This is a genomic window from Saccharothrix deserti (assembly GCF_009769385.1).
In the GTDB taxonomy this organism is placed as follows: Bacteria; Actinomycetota; Actinomycetes; order Mycobacteriales; family Pseudonocardiaceae; genus Actinosynnema; species Actinosynnema deserti.
This window is the reverse complement of the sequence record NZ_VKAB01000002.1, coordinates 297,890-313,340: the sequence shown is the minus strand read 5'-3', so window position 1 is coordinate 313,340 and position 15,451 is coordinate 297,890. Positions and strand designations below refer to the sequence as shown.

Sequence of the window (15,451 nt, the reverse complement as noted above, 5' to 3'; positions counted from 1 at the left end):
GACCAGCGTGCGCGTGTTCGGAGTCGACCCCGGCCTGACCCGGTGCGGGTTCGGGGTGGTCGACGGCGGTCCCGGCCGCACCGTGCGGCCGATCGCCGTGGACGTGGTGCGCACACCCGCCGACGTGGACCTGGCCGTGCGGCTGCTCCGGCTGTCCGACGCCGTCGAGCAGTGGCTGGACCGGTACGAACCGCAGGTCGTGGCCATCGAGCGGGTGTTCAGCCAGCACAACGTGCGCACCGCCATGGGCACCGCGCAGGCGGGCGGCGTGGTGGCGCTGTCGGCCGCGCGCCGGGGCCTGCCGGTCGTGTTCCACACGCCCAGCGAGGTCAAGGCCGCCGTCACCGGCTCCGGCCGGGCCGACAAGGCGCAGGTCACCGCCATGGTCACCAAACTCCTCGGCCTCAAGACCGCGCCCAAGCCCGCCGACGCCGCCGACGCGCTCGCGCTGGCCATCTGCCACCTGTGGCGCGCGCCCATGCGGTCACGCCTGGAGGAGGCGCAGGCCAGGGCGGCTGAGATGGCCAAGACGCACCGCGCGAGACTGGCGCAGGCAGGCGCCCGGATGGCGGCGCCGTCGACGGCCGCGAAGACCGGAGGTGAGGGCCAGTGATCTCGTCGCTGCGCGGGCAGGTGCTGTCCATCGGGCTCGACCACGTCGTCGTCGAGGTCGGCGGCGTCGGCTTCGCCGTGCAGGCCACCCCCGCCACGCTGGCCACGCTGCGGCGCGGTGAGGAGACGCAGCTGGCCACGGCGCTGGTGGTCCGCGAGGACTCGCTGACCCTGTTCGGTTTCGCCGACGCCGAGGCTCGCGAGCTGTTCGGGCTGTTGCAGACCGTGTCCGGGATCGGGCCGCGGCTGGCGTTGGCGACGCTGGCCGTGCTGGAGCCGGACAAGCTGCGCGCCGCGCTCGCCGAAGGCAACATCACCGTGCTCACCCAGGTGCCCGGCATCGGCCGCAAGGGCGCCGAACGGCTGATCATCGAACTGCGCGACAAGGTCGGCCGGCTGCAGACCGCGCCGAGCGCCGCCGCCGAGACCGGCCAGGTCCGCACCCAGGTCGCCGAGGCGCTGCTGGGCCTGGGCTTCCCGGCGAAGCAGGCCGAGCAGGCCGTGGACGCCGTGCTGGCCGCCGACGGCACGCTGGGCACGTCCGAAGTCCTCCGCCGCTCCCTCGCCGCCCTGGGCCGCAAGCGATGAACTTCGAGAACCACTCCGAAGAAGACGACACCCTCAACCCGCTGCCCGACCCCACCGAGCGGGACGTCGAGACCACGCTGCGCCCGAAGGACCTGCACGAGTTCGTCGGCCAGCCCAAGGTCCGCGAACAGCTCGAGCTCGTCCTGCAGGGCGCGATGCAACGCGGCGCGCCACCGGACCACGTGCTGCTGTCCGGCCCGCCCGGCCTGGGCAAGACCAGCCTCGCCATGATCATCGCGGCCGAGTTGGGCGCGTCGCTGCGCATCACCTCCGGCCCCGCGCTGGAACGCGCGGGCGACCTGGCCGCGATGCTGTCCAACCTGGTCGAGGGCGACGTGCTGTTCATCGACGAGATCCACCGGATGGCCCGGCCGGCCGAGGAGATGCTGTACCTGGCGATGGAGGACTTCCGGGTCGACGTCGTGGTCGGCAAGGGGCCCGGCGCGACCAGCATCCCGCTCGACATCGCCCCGTTCACCCTGGTCGGCGCCACCACCCGGTCCGGCGCCCTCACCGGCCCGCTGCGCGACCGGTTCGGCTTCACCGGGCACATGGAGTTCTACAGCCCCGAAGAGCTGGAGCTGATCGTCCGCCGGTCCGCCAAGATCCTGGGCGTCGACCTGCGCGACGACGGCGGCCGGGAGATCGCGGGCCGCTCCCGTGGCACGCCCCGCATCGCCAACCGGCTGCTGCGGCGGGTTCGGGACTACGCAGAGGTGCGCGCGGACGGCGCGGTCACCCTGGAGGTCGCCCGGGACGCCCTGAAGGTCTACGACGTGGACGAACTGGGCCTGGACCGACTGGACCGCGCGGTCCTGGACGCGTTGGTCCGTTCGTTCGGCGGCGGACCCGTCGGGGTGTCCACGCTGGCCGTCGCGGTGGGTGAGGAACCCACGACGGTCGAGGAAGTCTGCGAGCCGTACCTGGTGCGTGCCGGGATGCTGGCGCGCACTCCCCGTGGTCGCGTCGCCACCGCCACCGCATGGCTGCACCTGGGCCTGCAACCGCCCCCGACGGCGCCGGGCGAGGCCACTCGATCGCTGTTCGACGACGCTGCCGAGTGATCGGGATTACTGACCTGGCACAATCGGCGGTGGCACCCCAGAAATTCGGACGTACCGGGCGCTGATCGCGTCTGCCCGTCCGGTTGATCGGAGAATGATGGACCTGTCCTCCTTGATGTTCCCGCTGCTGCTCGTGCTGCTCGCGGTGCCGCTGTTCCTCAGCGCCCGCAAGCAGAAGCGGGCCGTGGCCGAACAGCAGGCGCTGCTGAACTCCCTGGAGCCGGGTGACCGGGTCATGACCACCTCCGGGCTGTACGCGACCGTCGCCGACGTCAACGACGACGACAACACGATCGACCTCGAGATCGCCGACGGTGTGGTCACCACGTGGCTGCGCCAGGCCATCCGCGAGAAGGTCGTCGCGGACACCGAGACCGACGCGGTCGTGGACGACGTGGACGACGTCGTGGACGAGACCGTCGACGCAGAGCCCGTGCAGCAGGAGAGCAAGAAGTAACCGGAAGTAACCAGCAGGACCCTCGGCCTGGAGCCGGCAACTGTCAACGTGCCGACTCCAGGCAGTGACGCGCAGCTCACACCATCAGGGGTACGCTGCGCCCTCGCTGACCTTGTCAACTATCAGGAGACGGACGGACCGTGGCACCTCCGGCCGGGCAAATCCGCCCCGCGAAGTACCTGGGCGCATTTGTCCTCATCGTGGTCGCGCTGTACTCCCTGGTGTTCTTCACCGGGAACGGCAAGGCGACACCCAAGCTCGGCATCGATCTCCAGGGTGGCACGCGCGTCACCCTGACCGCCCGGGCTCCTGATGGGCAGACGCCGACCGAAGAAGCGCTCAACCAGGCCCGCACGCTCATCGAGACGCGGGTCAACGGCCTGGGCGTGTCCGGCGCGGAGGTCGTCCGCGACGGCACCAACCTGGTGATCACGGTCCCCGGCTCGGACAGCGAGGGCGCCAAGCGGCTCGGCCAGACGGCGAAGCTGAACTTCCGCAAGGTCATCGGCTCCCCGGTGCCGAACGCGCAGCCGGAGCCGGCCCCGACCACCACCGGGAGCGCGCCGCCCACCACGGGTTCCGGCACGCCGCCCGCCTCGGAATCCGGCACCCCCGAGAAGGACGGCACCACCGCGGGCTCGGCCGTGCCGACCACGACCGCCCAGGGCCGCCCGGCCCCGGCGTTCGAGGGGCAGCAGGACACCACGACCCCGCCGCCGGCCGAGACCACCCCGCCGCCCGCGACGGACCCGTCCGCGCCGCCCGCGGAGCCGCAGGTCGACTGCCGCGCGGTGTTCCAGGGCCAGTACTCCGACGACCCGACCAGGGCCATCGAAGAGGCCAAGACCTGTCGGCAGGACCCGCAGCTGACCACGCTGGACGCGCAGACCGTGTCCCAGGCGCTCGGCGCGTTCACCTGCCCGACCGTCGACCCGCTGCTCGGCAACGACGACCCGGCGCTGCCGCTGCTGACCTGCGACCAGGACCGCACCGAGAAGTACGTCCTGGCGCCCGTCACCCCGCCCGCCGACGGCAGCGTGAAGGAAGACGACTACACCCTGTACTCCCGGCTGACCGGTGAGGACATCGACGACGCGGTGGCCGGCACGGACCCGCAGGGCGCCGGCTTCATCGTCAACCTGACGTTCAAGGCCGAAGGCGGCGAGAAGTGGGGCAAGTTCACCTCCGCCAACGTGCAGCAGCAGGTCGCGGTCGTGCTGGACAGCCAGGTGGTGTCCGCGCCGAACATCAACGAGGCCATCCTCGGCGGTAGCACCCAGATCAGCGGCCGGTTCACCCAGGCCGAGGCCAACGGCCTGGCCAACGTGCTCAAGTACGGCTCGCTGCCGCTGTCGTTCGAGGCCTCCGAGGCCGAGACGGTGTCCGCGACGCTCGGCCTGGCCTCGCTCAAGGCGGGCCTCATCGCCGGCGGCATCGGCCTGGCGCTGGTGTTCGTCTACTGCCTGTTCTACTACCGCCTGCTCGGCGTGCTGACGATCCTGTCGCTGGCGCTGTCCGGCGTGGTGGTCTACGCGGTGCTGGTGCTGCTCGGCCGCTTGATCGGATTCACCCTCGACCTGGCCGGCATCGCCGGTTTCATCGTGTCGATCGGTATCACCGCGGACTCGTTCGTGGTGTTCTTCGAACGGTTGAAGGACGAAGTGCGCGAGGGCCGGTCGTTCCGGTCCGCGGTGCCGCGCGCCTGGGTCCGCTCGCGCCGCACGATCCTCTCGGCGGACGCGGTCAGCTTCCTCGCCTCGGCGATCCTGTACGTGATCGCCGTCGGCCAGGTGAAGGGCTTCGCGTTCACCCTCGGCATGTCGACCGTGCTCGACCTGGTCGTGGTCTTCCTGGTCACGCACCCGTTGGTCTCCATGGCGTCCAAGTCGAAGTTCCTGTCCAACCCGAAGCTGTCCGGTCTCGGCGGCGCCGTCCAGGCCGCCGTCAACGACCGCGCGCTGTCGGGTGCGAAGAGCACCGCTGTGAAGGAGGTCTGACGTGGCCGAGACTAAGAAGGCCAACGTTTTCACGCGGCTCTACGTCGGCAACGGCGCGTTCGACATCGTCGGCAAGCGCAAGCGCTGGTACGTGCTGTTCGGCCTGATCCTGCTGATCTGCATCGCGTCGATCGTGTTCCGGGGCTTCAACCTCGGGATCGACTTCACCGGCGGCACGCGCGTCCAGCTGCCCGCATCGAGCGCGTCCGGCACGATCAGCGTCGAAGCGGCCAAGGACACCTTCGAGAAGGCCATCGGCAAGGAGCCGACCGCGACGCAGACCGTGGGCTCCGGCGCGTCGGCGACCATCCAGATCCGGTCCGAGACGCTGAACGCCGACCAGGTGCTGAAGCTCAAGACCGCGCTCAACGACGACCTGAAGCCCAACGGCGGCACGCAGGCCATCAGCGACAGCGCGGTGTCCGCCTCCTGGGGCGGTGAGATCACCGGCAAGGCGCTGATCGCGCTCCTCGTGTTCTTCGTCGCGGTGGCGATCTTCCTGGCGCTGTACTTCGAGTTGTCGATGGCGATCGCGGCACTGGTCGCGGTGGTGCACGACGTGCTGATCACGGCCGGCATCTACTCGCTCGTCGGTTTCGAGGTCTCGCCCGCCACGGTCATCGGTCTGCTCACCATCCTCGGCTTCTCGCTGTACGACACGGTGGTGGTGTTCGACAAGGTCCGGGAGAACACCCGCGGCCTGCTCGGCCTCACCCGCCGCACCTACGGCGAGGCGGCGAACCTGGCGGTGAACCAGACCCTGATGCGCTCGATCAACACCTCGCTGATCGCGTTGCTGCCGGTGCTGGGCCTGCTGGCGATCGGTGTGGGTCTGCTCGGCGTCGGCACGCTGAAGGACCTGGCGCTGGTGCAGCTCACCGGTATCGCCATCGGCGCGCTGTCGTCGATCTTCATCGCGACCCCGGTCGCGGTGGACCTGAAGATGCGCGACGCCCGCTACAAGGCGCAGGCCGCGCGGGTGCAGGCCCGTCGGGACAACCTGGCCCGCAAGGCAGGCGGCGAGGCCGTCAGCGGCGGCGACATCGTCGAGTCGACCGACGACGAGTCGGTGCAGGCCGAGGTCCGCAAGGAGAAGGCCATGGCGGCCGCGGCGGGCGTGCCCGCGCGGACCGGCAAGGCAGGCGACGCGCGGCGCCGCCCGACCGGCAAGAAGCACCGTTGAAGCTGGACCGCGCCCTAGGGCTGCTGCGTGAGGTCCCGGACTTCCCCCTGCCGGGGGTCGTCTTCCGGGACCTCACGCCGGTCCTCGCCGACCCGGACGCGTTGCGGGCCGTCGTCGACGCGCTTCAGGACAAGATCCACCCGGACACGCAGGTGGTCGCCGCGATCGAATCGCGCGGGTTCCTGCTGGGCGCCGCGCTCGGCTACGGCTGGCGCTACGGCGTCGTGCCGCTGCGCAAGCCGGGCAAGCTGCCCGCGGTGGCGCACCGGGTGTCGTACGACCTGGAGTACGGGACGGCCACGCTCGAACTGCCCGCCGACTCCATCACCCCTGGTCAGCGGGTCGTGGTGGTGGATGACGTGCTGGCGACCGGCGGCACCGCCGCGGCGGCGTGCGAGCTGGTCGAACGGGCGGGCGGCGTGGTGACGGGCGTCTCGGTCGTGCTGGAGATCCCCGGGCTCGGCGGGCGTGAGCGCCTGGTCGGCCGCGAGGTGCACGCCCTGCTCACGGTCTGACCTGGGCCGCTCGCACGCGCGCAGTGGTGTCCGGCGGGCGTTCAGGCTGGTGGAACGCGGTACCGCCCGACCGGTCGGGCTGAACGGCGGGTGCTGCTCGTCGTGTGAACCGCACCGCTCATCGGCTAGTCGGCGAGGTCGACCGCGCAACGGAGTTATCCTCGGTTCCTAGACCCGAGGAGCGTGGTTGAGCCAGGACACCGAACCCGCGCAGACGTCGCAGCCCGTGCCCGCACGGCCTCCGTCGGCGACGAGGCGCGTGCGCGCGCGGCTGGCACGTCGGATCACCGCCCAGCGTGCGGCGCCGGTCAAGCAGGTGCTCGAACCGCTGGCCGCGGTGCACCGCGACCTGCACCCCAAGGCCGACCTGGCGCTGCTCCAGCACGCCTACGACGTGGCGGAGGAGAAGCACCGGCCGCAGCGGCGCAAGTCCGGCGACCCGTACATCACGCACCCGCTCGCGGTGGCGACGATCCTCGCCGAGCTGGGCATGGACACGACCACGCTGGTCGCGGCCCTGCTGCACGACACGGTCGAGGACACCGACTACTCGCTGGACCAGCTGCGGGTCGACTTCGGCAACGAGGTCGCGCTGCTGGTCGACGGCGTGACCAAGCTCGACAAGGTCAAGCTCGGTGCGGCGGCCGAGGCCGAGACCATCCGCAAGATGGTCATCGCGATGGCCAAGGACCCCCGGGTGCTGGTCATCAAGCTCGCCGACCGGCTGCACAACATGCGGACCATGCGGTTCCTGCCGCCGGAGAAGCAGGCCCGCAAGGCGCGCGAGACGCTGGAAGTCCTCGCGCCCCTCGCGCACCGCCTGGGCATGGCGACGGTGAAGTGGGAGCTGGAGGACCTGGCGTTCGCGATCCTCCAGCCGAAGAAGTACGACGAGATCGTGCGGCTGGTGGCCAACCGGGCGCCGTCCCGCGACACGTACCTCGGCGGGGTGATCACGGAGCTGGGGCAGCAGTTGGAGGCGGCCCGGATCACGGCCAAGGTCGAGGGACGGCCCAAGCACTACTACTCGATCCACCAGAAGATGATCGTCCGCGGCCGGGACTTCGACGACATCCACGACCTGGTGGGCGTGCGGATCCAGGTGGACGAGGTCCGCGACTGCTACGCGGCCATGGGTGTCGTGCACGCGCTGTGGCAGCCCATGCCGGGCCGGTTCAAGGACTACATCGCGCAGCCCCGGTTCGGGGTGTACCAGTCGTTGCACACGACGGTCATCGGGCCGGACGGCAAGCCGCTGGAAGTGCAGATCCGGACCTACGACATGCACCGGACCGCCGAGTACGGCATCGCGGCGCACTGGCGGTACAAGGAGACGCGCGGCACGCACAGCGGCAAGGGCGTCGAGGTCGACGAGATGGCCTGGATGCGGCAGCTGCTGGACTGGCAGCGGGAGGCCGCCGACCCCGGCGAGTTCCTGGAGTCGCTGCGGTTCGACCTGGCGGCGCGGGAGATCTTCGTCTTCACGCCCAAGGGTGACGTGGTGACGTTGCCGACCGGGTCCACGCCGGTCGACTTCGCGTACGCCGTGCACACCGAGGTGGGTCACCGGTGCATCGGCGCCCGGGTGAACGGGCGGCTCGTCGCTCTGGAGCGCAAGCTCGAGAACGGCGAGGTCATCGAGATCTTCACGTCGAAGGCGGAAGGCGCGGGCCCGTCCCGTGACTGGCTGACCTTCGCGGCGTCGCCGAGGGCCAAGGCGAAGATCAAGCAGTGGTTCGCGAAGGAGCGCAAGGAAGAGGCCATCGAGGTCGGCAAGGACGCCATCGCCAAGGAGGTGCGGCGGGTCGGTCTTCCGCTGCAGCGGCTGGTGTCGGCCGATTCGATGGGTGCGCTGTCGAAGGAACTGCACTACCCCGACGTGTCGGCGCTGTACGCGGCCGTGGGGGAGGGCCACACCTCCGCCCGGCACGTGGTGCAGCGGCTGGTCGCGCAGCTCGGCGGTGTCGAGCACGCCGAGGAGGAGCTGGCCGAGCGGTCCACGCCGTCCACCGTGGCCAGGCGGCGGGTCACCGGTGACGCCGGTGTCATCGTCAAGGACGCGGCCGACGTGTGGGTCAAGCTGGCGCGGTGCTGCACGCCGGTGCCCGGTGACGACATCCTCGGCTTCGTGACGCGTGGTGGCGGTGTGTCCGTGCACCGGACCGACTGCACCAACGCGGACGAGCTGCTGAAGACGCCCGAGCGGCTGCTGGACGTCGAGTGGGCGCCGTCGTCCTCCTCGGTGTTCCTGGTGGCGATCCAGGTGGAGGCCCTGGACCGGCACCGGCTGCTGTCGGACGTGACGAAGGTGCTGGCCGACGAGAAGGTCAACATCCTGTCGGCGTCGGTGACGACGTCGCGGGACCGGGTCGCGGTGAGCCGGTTCTCGTTCGAGATGGGCGACCCGAAGCACCTCGGTCACGTGCTGAAGGCGGTGCGCAGCGTTGAGGGCGTGTACGACGTGTACCGGGTGACGTCGGCTTCGTAGCTAGCGGCGGGGTCCCCCTGGCGTGGGCGCGTCAGCGAAACGTCAGGGGCTGGTGCCACCATCCGGCATGTCGTCCTCACGGGCCGACGGGGAAGACGCAGGGGCCCGGCACTCCTCTCCCGAGTGCCGGGCCCCTGCGTGTCCGTCCGTCCGGTGCGTCAGGCGACGGTGACCGACTCGAACTTCACTTCCTTGTTCGGCTTGCCGCCACCGGGCGACGGGTCGAACGAGCCGTCGTGGCCCGCGCGCGCGACCTCGTCGATCAGCTTCAGGCCCGCCTCGTCCAGGCTGCCGAAGACCGTGTAGTCGGGTGACAGCTGCGCGTCTCCGTAGACGATGAAGAACTGGCTGCCGTTCGTGCCCTTCTGCGTCTCCTGGTCCAGGCCCGCGTTCGCCATCGCCAGGTAGCCGCGGCCGTAGCTCAGCTCGGGCCACGTCTCGTTGTCGAACGCGTAGCCGGGGCCGCCGCTGCCGGTGCCCGTCGGGTCACCGCACTGCAGCATCTGCAGGCCCTCGGTGCCGATGCGGTGGCAGCTGCTGCCGTCGAAGTAGCCCTGCTTGGCCAGGCTGACGAAGCTGTTCACGGCACACGGCGCCAGCGCGCGGTCCAGCGTCAGCTTCAGCTCGCCGATGTTGGCCTTGACGGTTGCGGTCGCCGTGCCGGTCGCGGAGACGCCCGTCGCTTCGGGGGCCTTCGTGCCCTCCTTGGACGCGGGCTCCTTCGACGGCCGGTACTCGCAGCTCGTCGGGTCCGCGATCGGCGTCGGACGCGTCGGCATCGCCTTGACCTCGGTGGGGATCTCGATCGGCGCGGGCGTGGTCGAGCTGGCCGCGGCGTCGTCCCCGGTGCTGCTGAAATCGGTCGTGGCGATCCAGTACACACCGCCCGCGACCACCACGACGGTGACCGCGGTCGCGACGATGGCGATCATCCGGCGCCGCTTCTCGCGCTCCGCCCTGCGGACGAGCTGGCGCTCCAGCTTCCGCTTGGCCTGCTCGCGGCGCTGCACGTTGGTCGGCACCTGCAACCTCCCTGATCTCTGCGTCGACGGCGACGATCGGTCAGCAGTCTAGGGGGCACGCATGTGACTGGTGTATGCCGGATAGGCTGGTTCAGGGGTCCGCAGGGATCCGTTGTCGATCCGTTGCCGTCGAGAGGTGATCCCGTGCTGGTGATCGGGTTCCCGACCGGAGCCCTTCAGGCCAACTGCTTCCTGCTGGCCACGGGCGCGGGCGAGGCGTGCGTGGTGGTCGATCCCGGCCAGGACGCGGCCGAGCCGATCGCCGAGGCGCTGCGCGAGCACCGGCTCTCCCCGGTCGCGGTGCTCCTGACGCACGGGCACTTCGACCACACGTTCTCCGTCGCACCCGTCTGCGACGGCAACGACATCCCGGCGTGGATCCACCCCGACGACCGCGAGCTGCTGTCCGACCCGCTCAAGGGCATCAGCACCGGGTCACGGGCCTTCTTCGGCGGCAACCTGGAGATGCGGGAGCCGCGCGAGGTGCGCGAACTGGCCGACGGCGCCGAGCTGGACCTGGCCGGTCTCCGGCTGACCGTCGACCACACACCGGGCCATACCGGCGGGTCGGTGATGTTCCGCGCCGGCACCGAGGACGGCGGACGGCTCGTGCTGTCCGGCGACACCCTCTTCGCCGGCTCCATCGGACGCACCGACCTGCCGGGCGGGGACCACCGCGAGATGCTGACGTCGCTGCGCACCAAGGTGCTGACGTTGGCCGACGACACGGTGGTGCTGCCCGGCCACGGGCCCACGACGACCATCGGCCGCGAGCGCGCGAGCAACCCGTTCCTGCTGGAACTGGGTTCACCCGACGCGCCGGCCGCACCGCACCGAGGACTGTAGAAACCGTGACGACGACGTCTTCTGTAACGCCTTCTGTAACCCCGTTCTCGGCACCCAAGGGCGTGCCCGACTACTTCCCGCCGAACTCCGCCTCGTTCCTGGCGGTCCGCGACACGCTCGTCGGGTCCGCGCGCCGCGCGGGCTACGGCTACATCGAGCTGCCCGTCTTCGAGGACACCGCGCTGTTCGCGCGTGGTGTCGGCGAGTCGACCGACGTGGTGAGCAAGGAGATGTACACGTTCACCGACCGCGGCGGCCGGTCCATCACGCTGCGGCCCGAGGGCACGGCGGGCGTGATGCGCGCCGTCATCGAGCACGGCCTCGACCGCGGCCAGCTGCCGGTGAAGCTCGCGTACGCGGGGCAGTTCTTCCGCGCCGAGCAGCCCCAGGCCGGGCGTTACCGGCAGTTCCACCAGGTCGGCATCGAGGCGGTCGGCGTGGACGACCCGGCGCTGGACGCCGAGGTCATCGCGGTCGCCGACGCCGGGTTCCGGGAGTTGGGGTTGACCGGGTTCCGGCTGGAGCTGACCTCGCTGGGCGACGCCACGTGCCGTCCGCAGTACCGGGAGAAGCTCCAGGCGTTCCTGGCGGAGCTGCCGCTGGACTCCGAGACGCGGCGGCGTGCCGAGCTGAACCCGTTGCGGGTGCTGGACGACAAGCGGCCCGAGGTGCGCGAGCTGGTCGCCGACGCGCCGCTGATGGTGGACAACCTGTCGGCCGAGTCGCTGGCGCACTACGAGCAGGTCAAGGGCTACCTGAACGACCTGGGCGTGAAGTTCGTGGAGAACCCGCGGATGGTGCGCGGGCTGGACTACTACACGAAGACGACGTTCGAGTTCGTGCACGACGGGTTGGGCGCGCAGTCCGGCATCGGCGGCGGCGGGCGTTACGACGGGTTGATGGAGCAGCTGGGCGGGCAGCCGCTGTCCGGGGTCGGGTTCGGCCTCGGCGTGGACCGGGCGCTGCTGGCGTGCCAGGTCGAGGGCGTGTCGCCGGGTGACGTGACCCGGTGCGACGTGTACGGCGTGCCGTTGGGCGAGGTGGCGAAGTCGCGGCTGGTCGCGTTGTCCGCGCCGCTGCGGGCGGCCGGTGTGCGGTTCGACCTGTCCTATGGCGGCAAGGGGCTCAAGGGCGCGATGAAGGGCGCCGACCGGTCGGGCGCGCGGTTCGCGCTGGTGCTGGGCGAGCGTGACATCGAGGCCGGGGTCGTGCAGGTGAAGGAGTTGGCGTCGGGCGACCAGCGTTCCGTGCCGCTGGACGACGTGGTGATCTCGGTGCTGGAGGCGTTGGGCCGGTGAGCGAGCGGATTGCCCTTGACCTGCTCGACCCGAAGGCGGTGCGCAAGCGCGCGCGGACGGTCGCCATCGGCGCGCTGATCGTCGCCGCGGCGTTCGGCGGGTTGCTGGGGCTGCTCGCGGGGCGGACCGCCGGTCTGGTGACGGCGGCGGTGTTCGCCGTGCCGCTGTTGCTGTTGGCGTGGTCGGAGGCGCGGCGGCGGGTGTGGCTGGAAGGTCACGTGCTGTCCGTGCGCGCTTTCGGCACGCGTTCGGTGGACCTGCACACGGCCGACCAGCTGGACCTGCTGGTGACGGACATGCGCGGCACCCGGACCGTGGGCCTGTTCGTGCGCGGTGGCGGCAAGGCGATCAACCTGGCGTTGGCGATCTACGCCGGTACGGGTGGGCGCGAGCAGGGCGTCCTGCCGCTGCGCAAGCTGGCCGACGTGCTGGCGGGCCGGGGCGACCCTCCCGGCCTGGTGTTCTCCGAGCTGCTGGTCGCCCAACTCCGCGCCGAGGCCCGCGGCCTGGCCGCCGCCGACCGCCCGCTCTACAAGCTCGGCTCGATGGCGCCGGCGGGCCGCCTGGCCCAGAAGCTGACCCCGGACGCCATCTCCCGCTTCGTCTCGACCCTCGACCAGACCTGACCCGCGCCGCGTGAGTCGCGGCGGGTCGGTGTCGGCGGGGTCAGTCGTCGGGTAGGCCCCAGGTGCCCCTGGGTGGTGGGGGTGACTGGGTGGCGGTTTCGTCCGTCGTCGGTGGGGCGCCGCCGATGAAGCGGATCAAGGAGTCGTCGTGTTCGACGCGCCCCGGGAACGGGTCGCCGGCGGTGAGCCTGGTCAACGCCGCCACCGGCAGCTCCACGTGTGAACCGACCAGTACGAAGTTGCCGAAGCGCCTGCCCCGGAACACCGCCGGCTCCGCCAGCACGCACACGTGCGGGAACACGGCGCGGACCGTCGCGGCCTGGGCCTTGGCGAACGCCAGCTTCCCGCCGTCACCGATGTTGGCCGCGTAGACACCGCCCGGACGCAGGGTGCGCGAGGCGAGCGCCACGAACTCGACCGACGTCAGGTGCGCGGGCGTCCGGGCGCCGGCGAACACGTCCGTCACGACCAGGTCGAACGCACCCTCCGGGGCCTTCTCCAGCACGGCCCGCGCGTCGCCGTTGCGGATGCGCAGCCGCCAGTTCCGGTCCAGCGGGAGGATGCCCCGGACCAGGTCGATCAACGCCGCGTCGATCTCCACGACCTGCTGGCTGGAACGCGGCCGCGTGGTGGCGATGTACCGGGGGAGGGTGAGCGCGCCGCCGCCCAGGTGCAGTGCCCGGATGGGGTCGCTGCCCGGCGCGATCAGGTCGGCGACGTGGCCGAGCCTGCGCAGGTACTCGAACTCGAGGTGCGTCGGGTCGTCCAGGTCCACGTGGGACTGCGGGGTGCCGTTCAGGCGCAGCATCCACGCCCTGGACACGTCGGGATCGGGGACCAGTTCCGCGATGCCCGAGTCGACCTCCCGGCTGATGGTCTCGTCGGCTTTCCGGATCCGTCCCACACCGGTGATTATCCCTGCCGCGCCCGCGGGCGGTTACGCTGCACACTCGTGCAGATCGCCGCAGATGTCCTCACCGCGCTGGTCGCGGCCATCCACCTCTACATCGTCGTGCTGGAGATGTTCCTCTGGACCACCCCGCGCGGCCGTGCGACGTTCGGCACGACGGAGGAGTTCGCCGCCGAGTCCAAGGTGCTGGCGGCCAACCAGGGCCTCTACAACGGTTTCCTGGCCGCCGGTCTGATCTTCGCGTTGATCGCGCCCGGCACGACCGGGTTCGCGTTCGCGGTGTTCTTCCTGATCTGCGTGATCGTGGCGGGTCTGTACGGCGCGGCGACGGTCAGTCGTCGGATTCTGGTCGTGCAGTCCGTGCCCGCCGCGATCGCGTTGTCGCTGGTCCTGCTGGCCCGTTAGCCGGGCGCCGCCACGGGCCCTTGGCCGGGTCGTAGCCGGTGCGCAGGTCGCCGGTCACGCGCTTGCGCCACGTCGGGTCGGAAGCGGCGGCGGAGGACGAGGTGGCGGGGGAAGAGGCGGTAGCGGGCGATTCGGGGGGCGGCTCGGCGGCGTCGGACGCGTCGGAGGCGGGCACGGGTTCGCGGCCGGCCACGAACGCGGCCAGGGCGGTGGTGATCGGCACGGCGGCCACCAGGCCGATGCTGCCCACCAGCGTCCGCACGACCTCCTGCGCCACGTCCTGGGCGGTGACGATCTCGCCCAGGGTCCGGCCGGACAGCGTGAACGCCAGCAGCAACGGCAGCGCCGCGCCCGCGTACGCCATGACCAGCGTGTTCACCACGGACGACAGGTGGTCGCGGCCGATCCGCGACCCCGCCGCGTACAGCTCGCGGAAGTTGAGCGACGGGTTCGCCCGGCGCAGCTCCCACACCGCGCTGGTCTGCGTCACGGTCACGTCGTCCAGCACGCCCAGCGCGCCGATGATCGTGCCCGCGAGCAGCAGCCCGCGGGTGTCGATGCCGTGCCCGAGCAGCGACACCAGGTTCGCGGTGTCCTGGTCGAGCCCGGTCAGCTTGCCGAACGCGGAGAACACCGCGCCCAGCACGCCGATCAACGCCAGGCTCACCAACGTCCCCAGCACCGCCGTCGACGTCCGGGCGGACAGCCCGTGCGTCAGGTACAGCACGATGAACATGATCAGCCCCGCGCCGACCACGGCCACGGTCAGCGGGCTCTCCCCGGCCAGGATCGCGGGCAGCACGAACAGCGCCAGCACCACGAAGCTCAACGCCAGCGCGCCGAGCGCCGCCAACCCCTGCCAGCGCCCCAGCAGCAGCACGGCCGCCGCGAACAGCACGGCGAGCAGCAGCAGCGGCACCCCGCGTTGGAAGTCGGCCAGCTGGTACGACGTGCTCTCCCGCGGGTTGCCGCCGCCGTAGGACAGCACCACCGCGTCGCCGACCGCGAACTTCGGCGTGCCCGGCTGGTCCGGCACCGGGATGCGGACCTCCTGCCCGGCCGCCGCGCCGTCGCTCATCCGCACGGTCACCAGGAAGCACCCGGTGGCGTCGGGTGTGTCCGTGTCCGGTCCGCACCCGCCCTGGGCCACGGCGGTGACGTCGCCGCGCACCGGCACCTGCGCCAGCCCCACCTCCGCGCCGGTGCGCTGCTCGTGCCCGAACGGGTACAGCAGGAGCGTGCCCACGACGGTGGCCAGCACGAACGGCAGCAGCAGGACCAGCAGCAGCTTGCGGACCGGCTTGGAGGCGGGCTCGGCGGGGCCGTGCCCGTGTCCGTGGCCGTGAGCGGCGATCAGGTCCTTGGCGTGCACGGCGCACATATTGCCCGACCAGCCCCGACCGTGCGCAGTGCGGACAGCCCGGCGCGGTCGTGGTGACC

The 15,451-nt window shown here is 71.2% G+C and carries 15 protein-coding genes; 12 read left to right on the top strand and 3 right to left on the bottom strand.

Features of this window, described 5'->3' with window-relative positions:
- Positions 1–7 precede the first annotated feature (7 nt).
- The 8 genes from ruvC to FM051_RS16060 all read left to right on the top strand — a co-directional run bounded on the left by ruvC (position 8) and on the right by FM051_RS16060 (position 8,904).
- Entirely contained in the window at positions 8–613 is a 606-nt protein-coding gene (gene ruvC, locus FM051_RS16095) for a crossover junction endodeoxyribonuclease RuvC (RefSeq protein ID WP_158843760.1), read from the top strand.
- Positions 610–1,200 carry a Holliday junction branch migration protein RuvA gene (gene ruvA / locus FM051_RS16090; protein WP_158843759.1) on the top strand — a complete coding sequence of 197 codons (591 nt, stop codon included), beginning with the start codon at positions 610–612 and terminating at the stop codon, positions 1,198–1,200. Before ruvC ends, ruvA begins: the two co-directional genes overlap by 4 nt.
- Complete coding sequence (gene ruvB, locus FM051_RS16085; RefSeq protein ID WP_158843758.1) at positions 1,197–2,264, top strand: Holliday junction branch migration DNA helicase RuvB; 1,068 nt, start codon at positions 1,197–1,199, stop codon at positions 2,262–2,264. The genes ruvA and ruvB overlap by 4 nt, the downstream gene beginning before the upstream one ends.
- Before the next feature lie 97 nt (positions 2,265–2,361).
- Positions 2,362–2,721: a preprotein translocase subunit YajC gene (yajC, locus tag FM051_RS16080; RefSeq protein WP_202918857.1), complete on the top strand. Its 360-nt coding sequence runs from the start codon at positions 2,362–2,364 to the stop codon at positions 2,719–2,721.
- Between the two features lie 140 nt (positions 2,722–2,861).
- Positions 2,862–4,718, top strand: a complete 1,857-nt coding sequence (gene secD, locus FM051_RS16075; protein ID WP_158843757.1) for a protein translocase subunit SecD — start codon at positions 2,862–2,864, stop codon at positions 4,716–4,718.
- 1 nt (position 4,719) lies between these two features.
- The gene (gene secF / locus FM051_RS16070) at positions 4,720–5,901 is read left to right on the top strand and encodes a protein translocase subunit SecF (protein ID WP_158843756.1); all 1,182 of its coding nucleotides are present in this window, start codon (positions 4,720–4,722) and stop codon (positions 5,899–5,901) included.
- On the top strand, positions 5,898–6,416 hold the full coding sequence (locus tag FM051_RS16065; RefSeq protein ID WP_162470720.1) for an adenine phosphoribosyltransferase: 519 nt from the start codon (positions 5,898–5,900) through the stop codon (positions 6,414–6,416). The genes secF and FM051_RS16065 overlap by 4 nt, the downstream gene beginning before the upstream one ends.
- Positions 6,417–6,603: 187 nt before the next feature.
- The gene (locus tag FM051_RS16060; RefSeq protein ID WP_158843755.1) at positions 6,604–8,904 is read left to right on the top strand and encodes a RelA/SpoT family protein; all 2,301 of its coding nucleotides are present in this window, start codon (positions 6,604–6,606) and stop codon (positions 8,902–8,904) included.
- 158 nt (positions 8,905–9,062) lie between these two features.
- On the opposite strand, the gene FM051_RS16055 is transcribed toward FM051_RS16060, so the two are convergent.
- The gene (locus tag FM051_RS16055; RefSeq protein WP_158843754.1) at positions 9,063–9,926 is read right to left on the bottom strand and encodes a peptidylprolyl isomerase; all 864 of its coding nucleotides are present in this window, start codon (positions 9,924–9,926) and stop codon (positions 9,063–9,065) included.
- Between the two features lie 144 nt (positions 9,927–10,070).
- Here FM051_RS16055 and FM051_RS16050 point away from each other — a divergent pair, with 144 nt between their 5' ends.
- The 3 genes from FM051_RS16050 to FM051_RS16040 are packed head-to-tail and all read left to right on the top strand — an operon-like array spanning position 10,071 to position 12,696.
- Complete coding sequence (locus FM051_RS16050; protein ID WP_158843753.1) at positions 10,071–10,772, top strand: MBL fold metallo-hydrolase; 702 nt, start codon at positions 10,071–10,073, stop codon at positions 10,770–10,772.
- A gap of 5 nt (positions 10,773–10,777) precedes the next feature.
- Positions 10,778–12,070, top strand: coding sequence for a histidine--tRNA ligase (gene hisS, locus FM051_RS16045; protein WP_158843752.1), 1,293 nt, complete (start codon positions 10,778–10,780; stop codon positions 12,068–12,070).
- Positions 12,067–12,696, top strand: a complete 630-nt coding sequence (locus tag FM051_RS16040; protein ID WP_158843751.1) for a hypothetical protein — start codon at positions 12,067–12,069, stop codon at positions 12,694–12,696. Before hisS ends, FM051_RS16040 begins: the two co-directional genes overlap by 4 nt.
- A 40-nt stretch (positions 12,697–12,736) precedes the next feature.
- On the opposite strand, the gene FM051_RS16035 is transcribed toward FM051_RS16040, so the two are convergent.
- Entirely contained in the window at positions 12,737–13,600 is an 864-nt protein-coding gene (locus tag FM051_RS16035) for a spermidine synthase (RefSeq protein ID WP_202918856.1), read from the bottom strand.
- 48 nt (positions 13,601–13,648) lie between these two features.
- On the opposite strand from FM051_RS16035, the gene FM051_RS16030 reads away from it, so the two are divergent.
- The gene (locus FM051_RS16030; protein ID WP_158843750.1) at positions 13,649–14,011 is read left to right on the top strand and encodes a DUF1304 domain-containing protein; all 363 of its coding nucleotides are present in this window, start codon (positions 13,649–13,651) and stop codon (positions 14,009–14,011) included.
- Here FM051_RS16030 and FM051_RS16025 read toward each other — a convergent pair.
- Complete coding sequence (locus FM051_RS16025; RefSeq protein ID WP_158843749.1) at positions 13,938–15,392, bottom strand: YibE/F family protein; 1,455 nt, start codon at positions 15,390–15,392, stop codon at positions 13,938–13,940. The genes FM051_RS16030 and FM051_RS16025 overlap by 74 nt on opposite strands.
- Between the last annotated feature and the right edge of the window lie 59 nt (positions 15,393–15,451).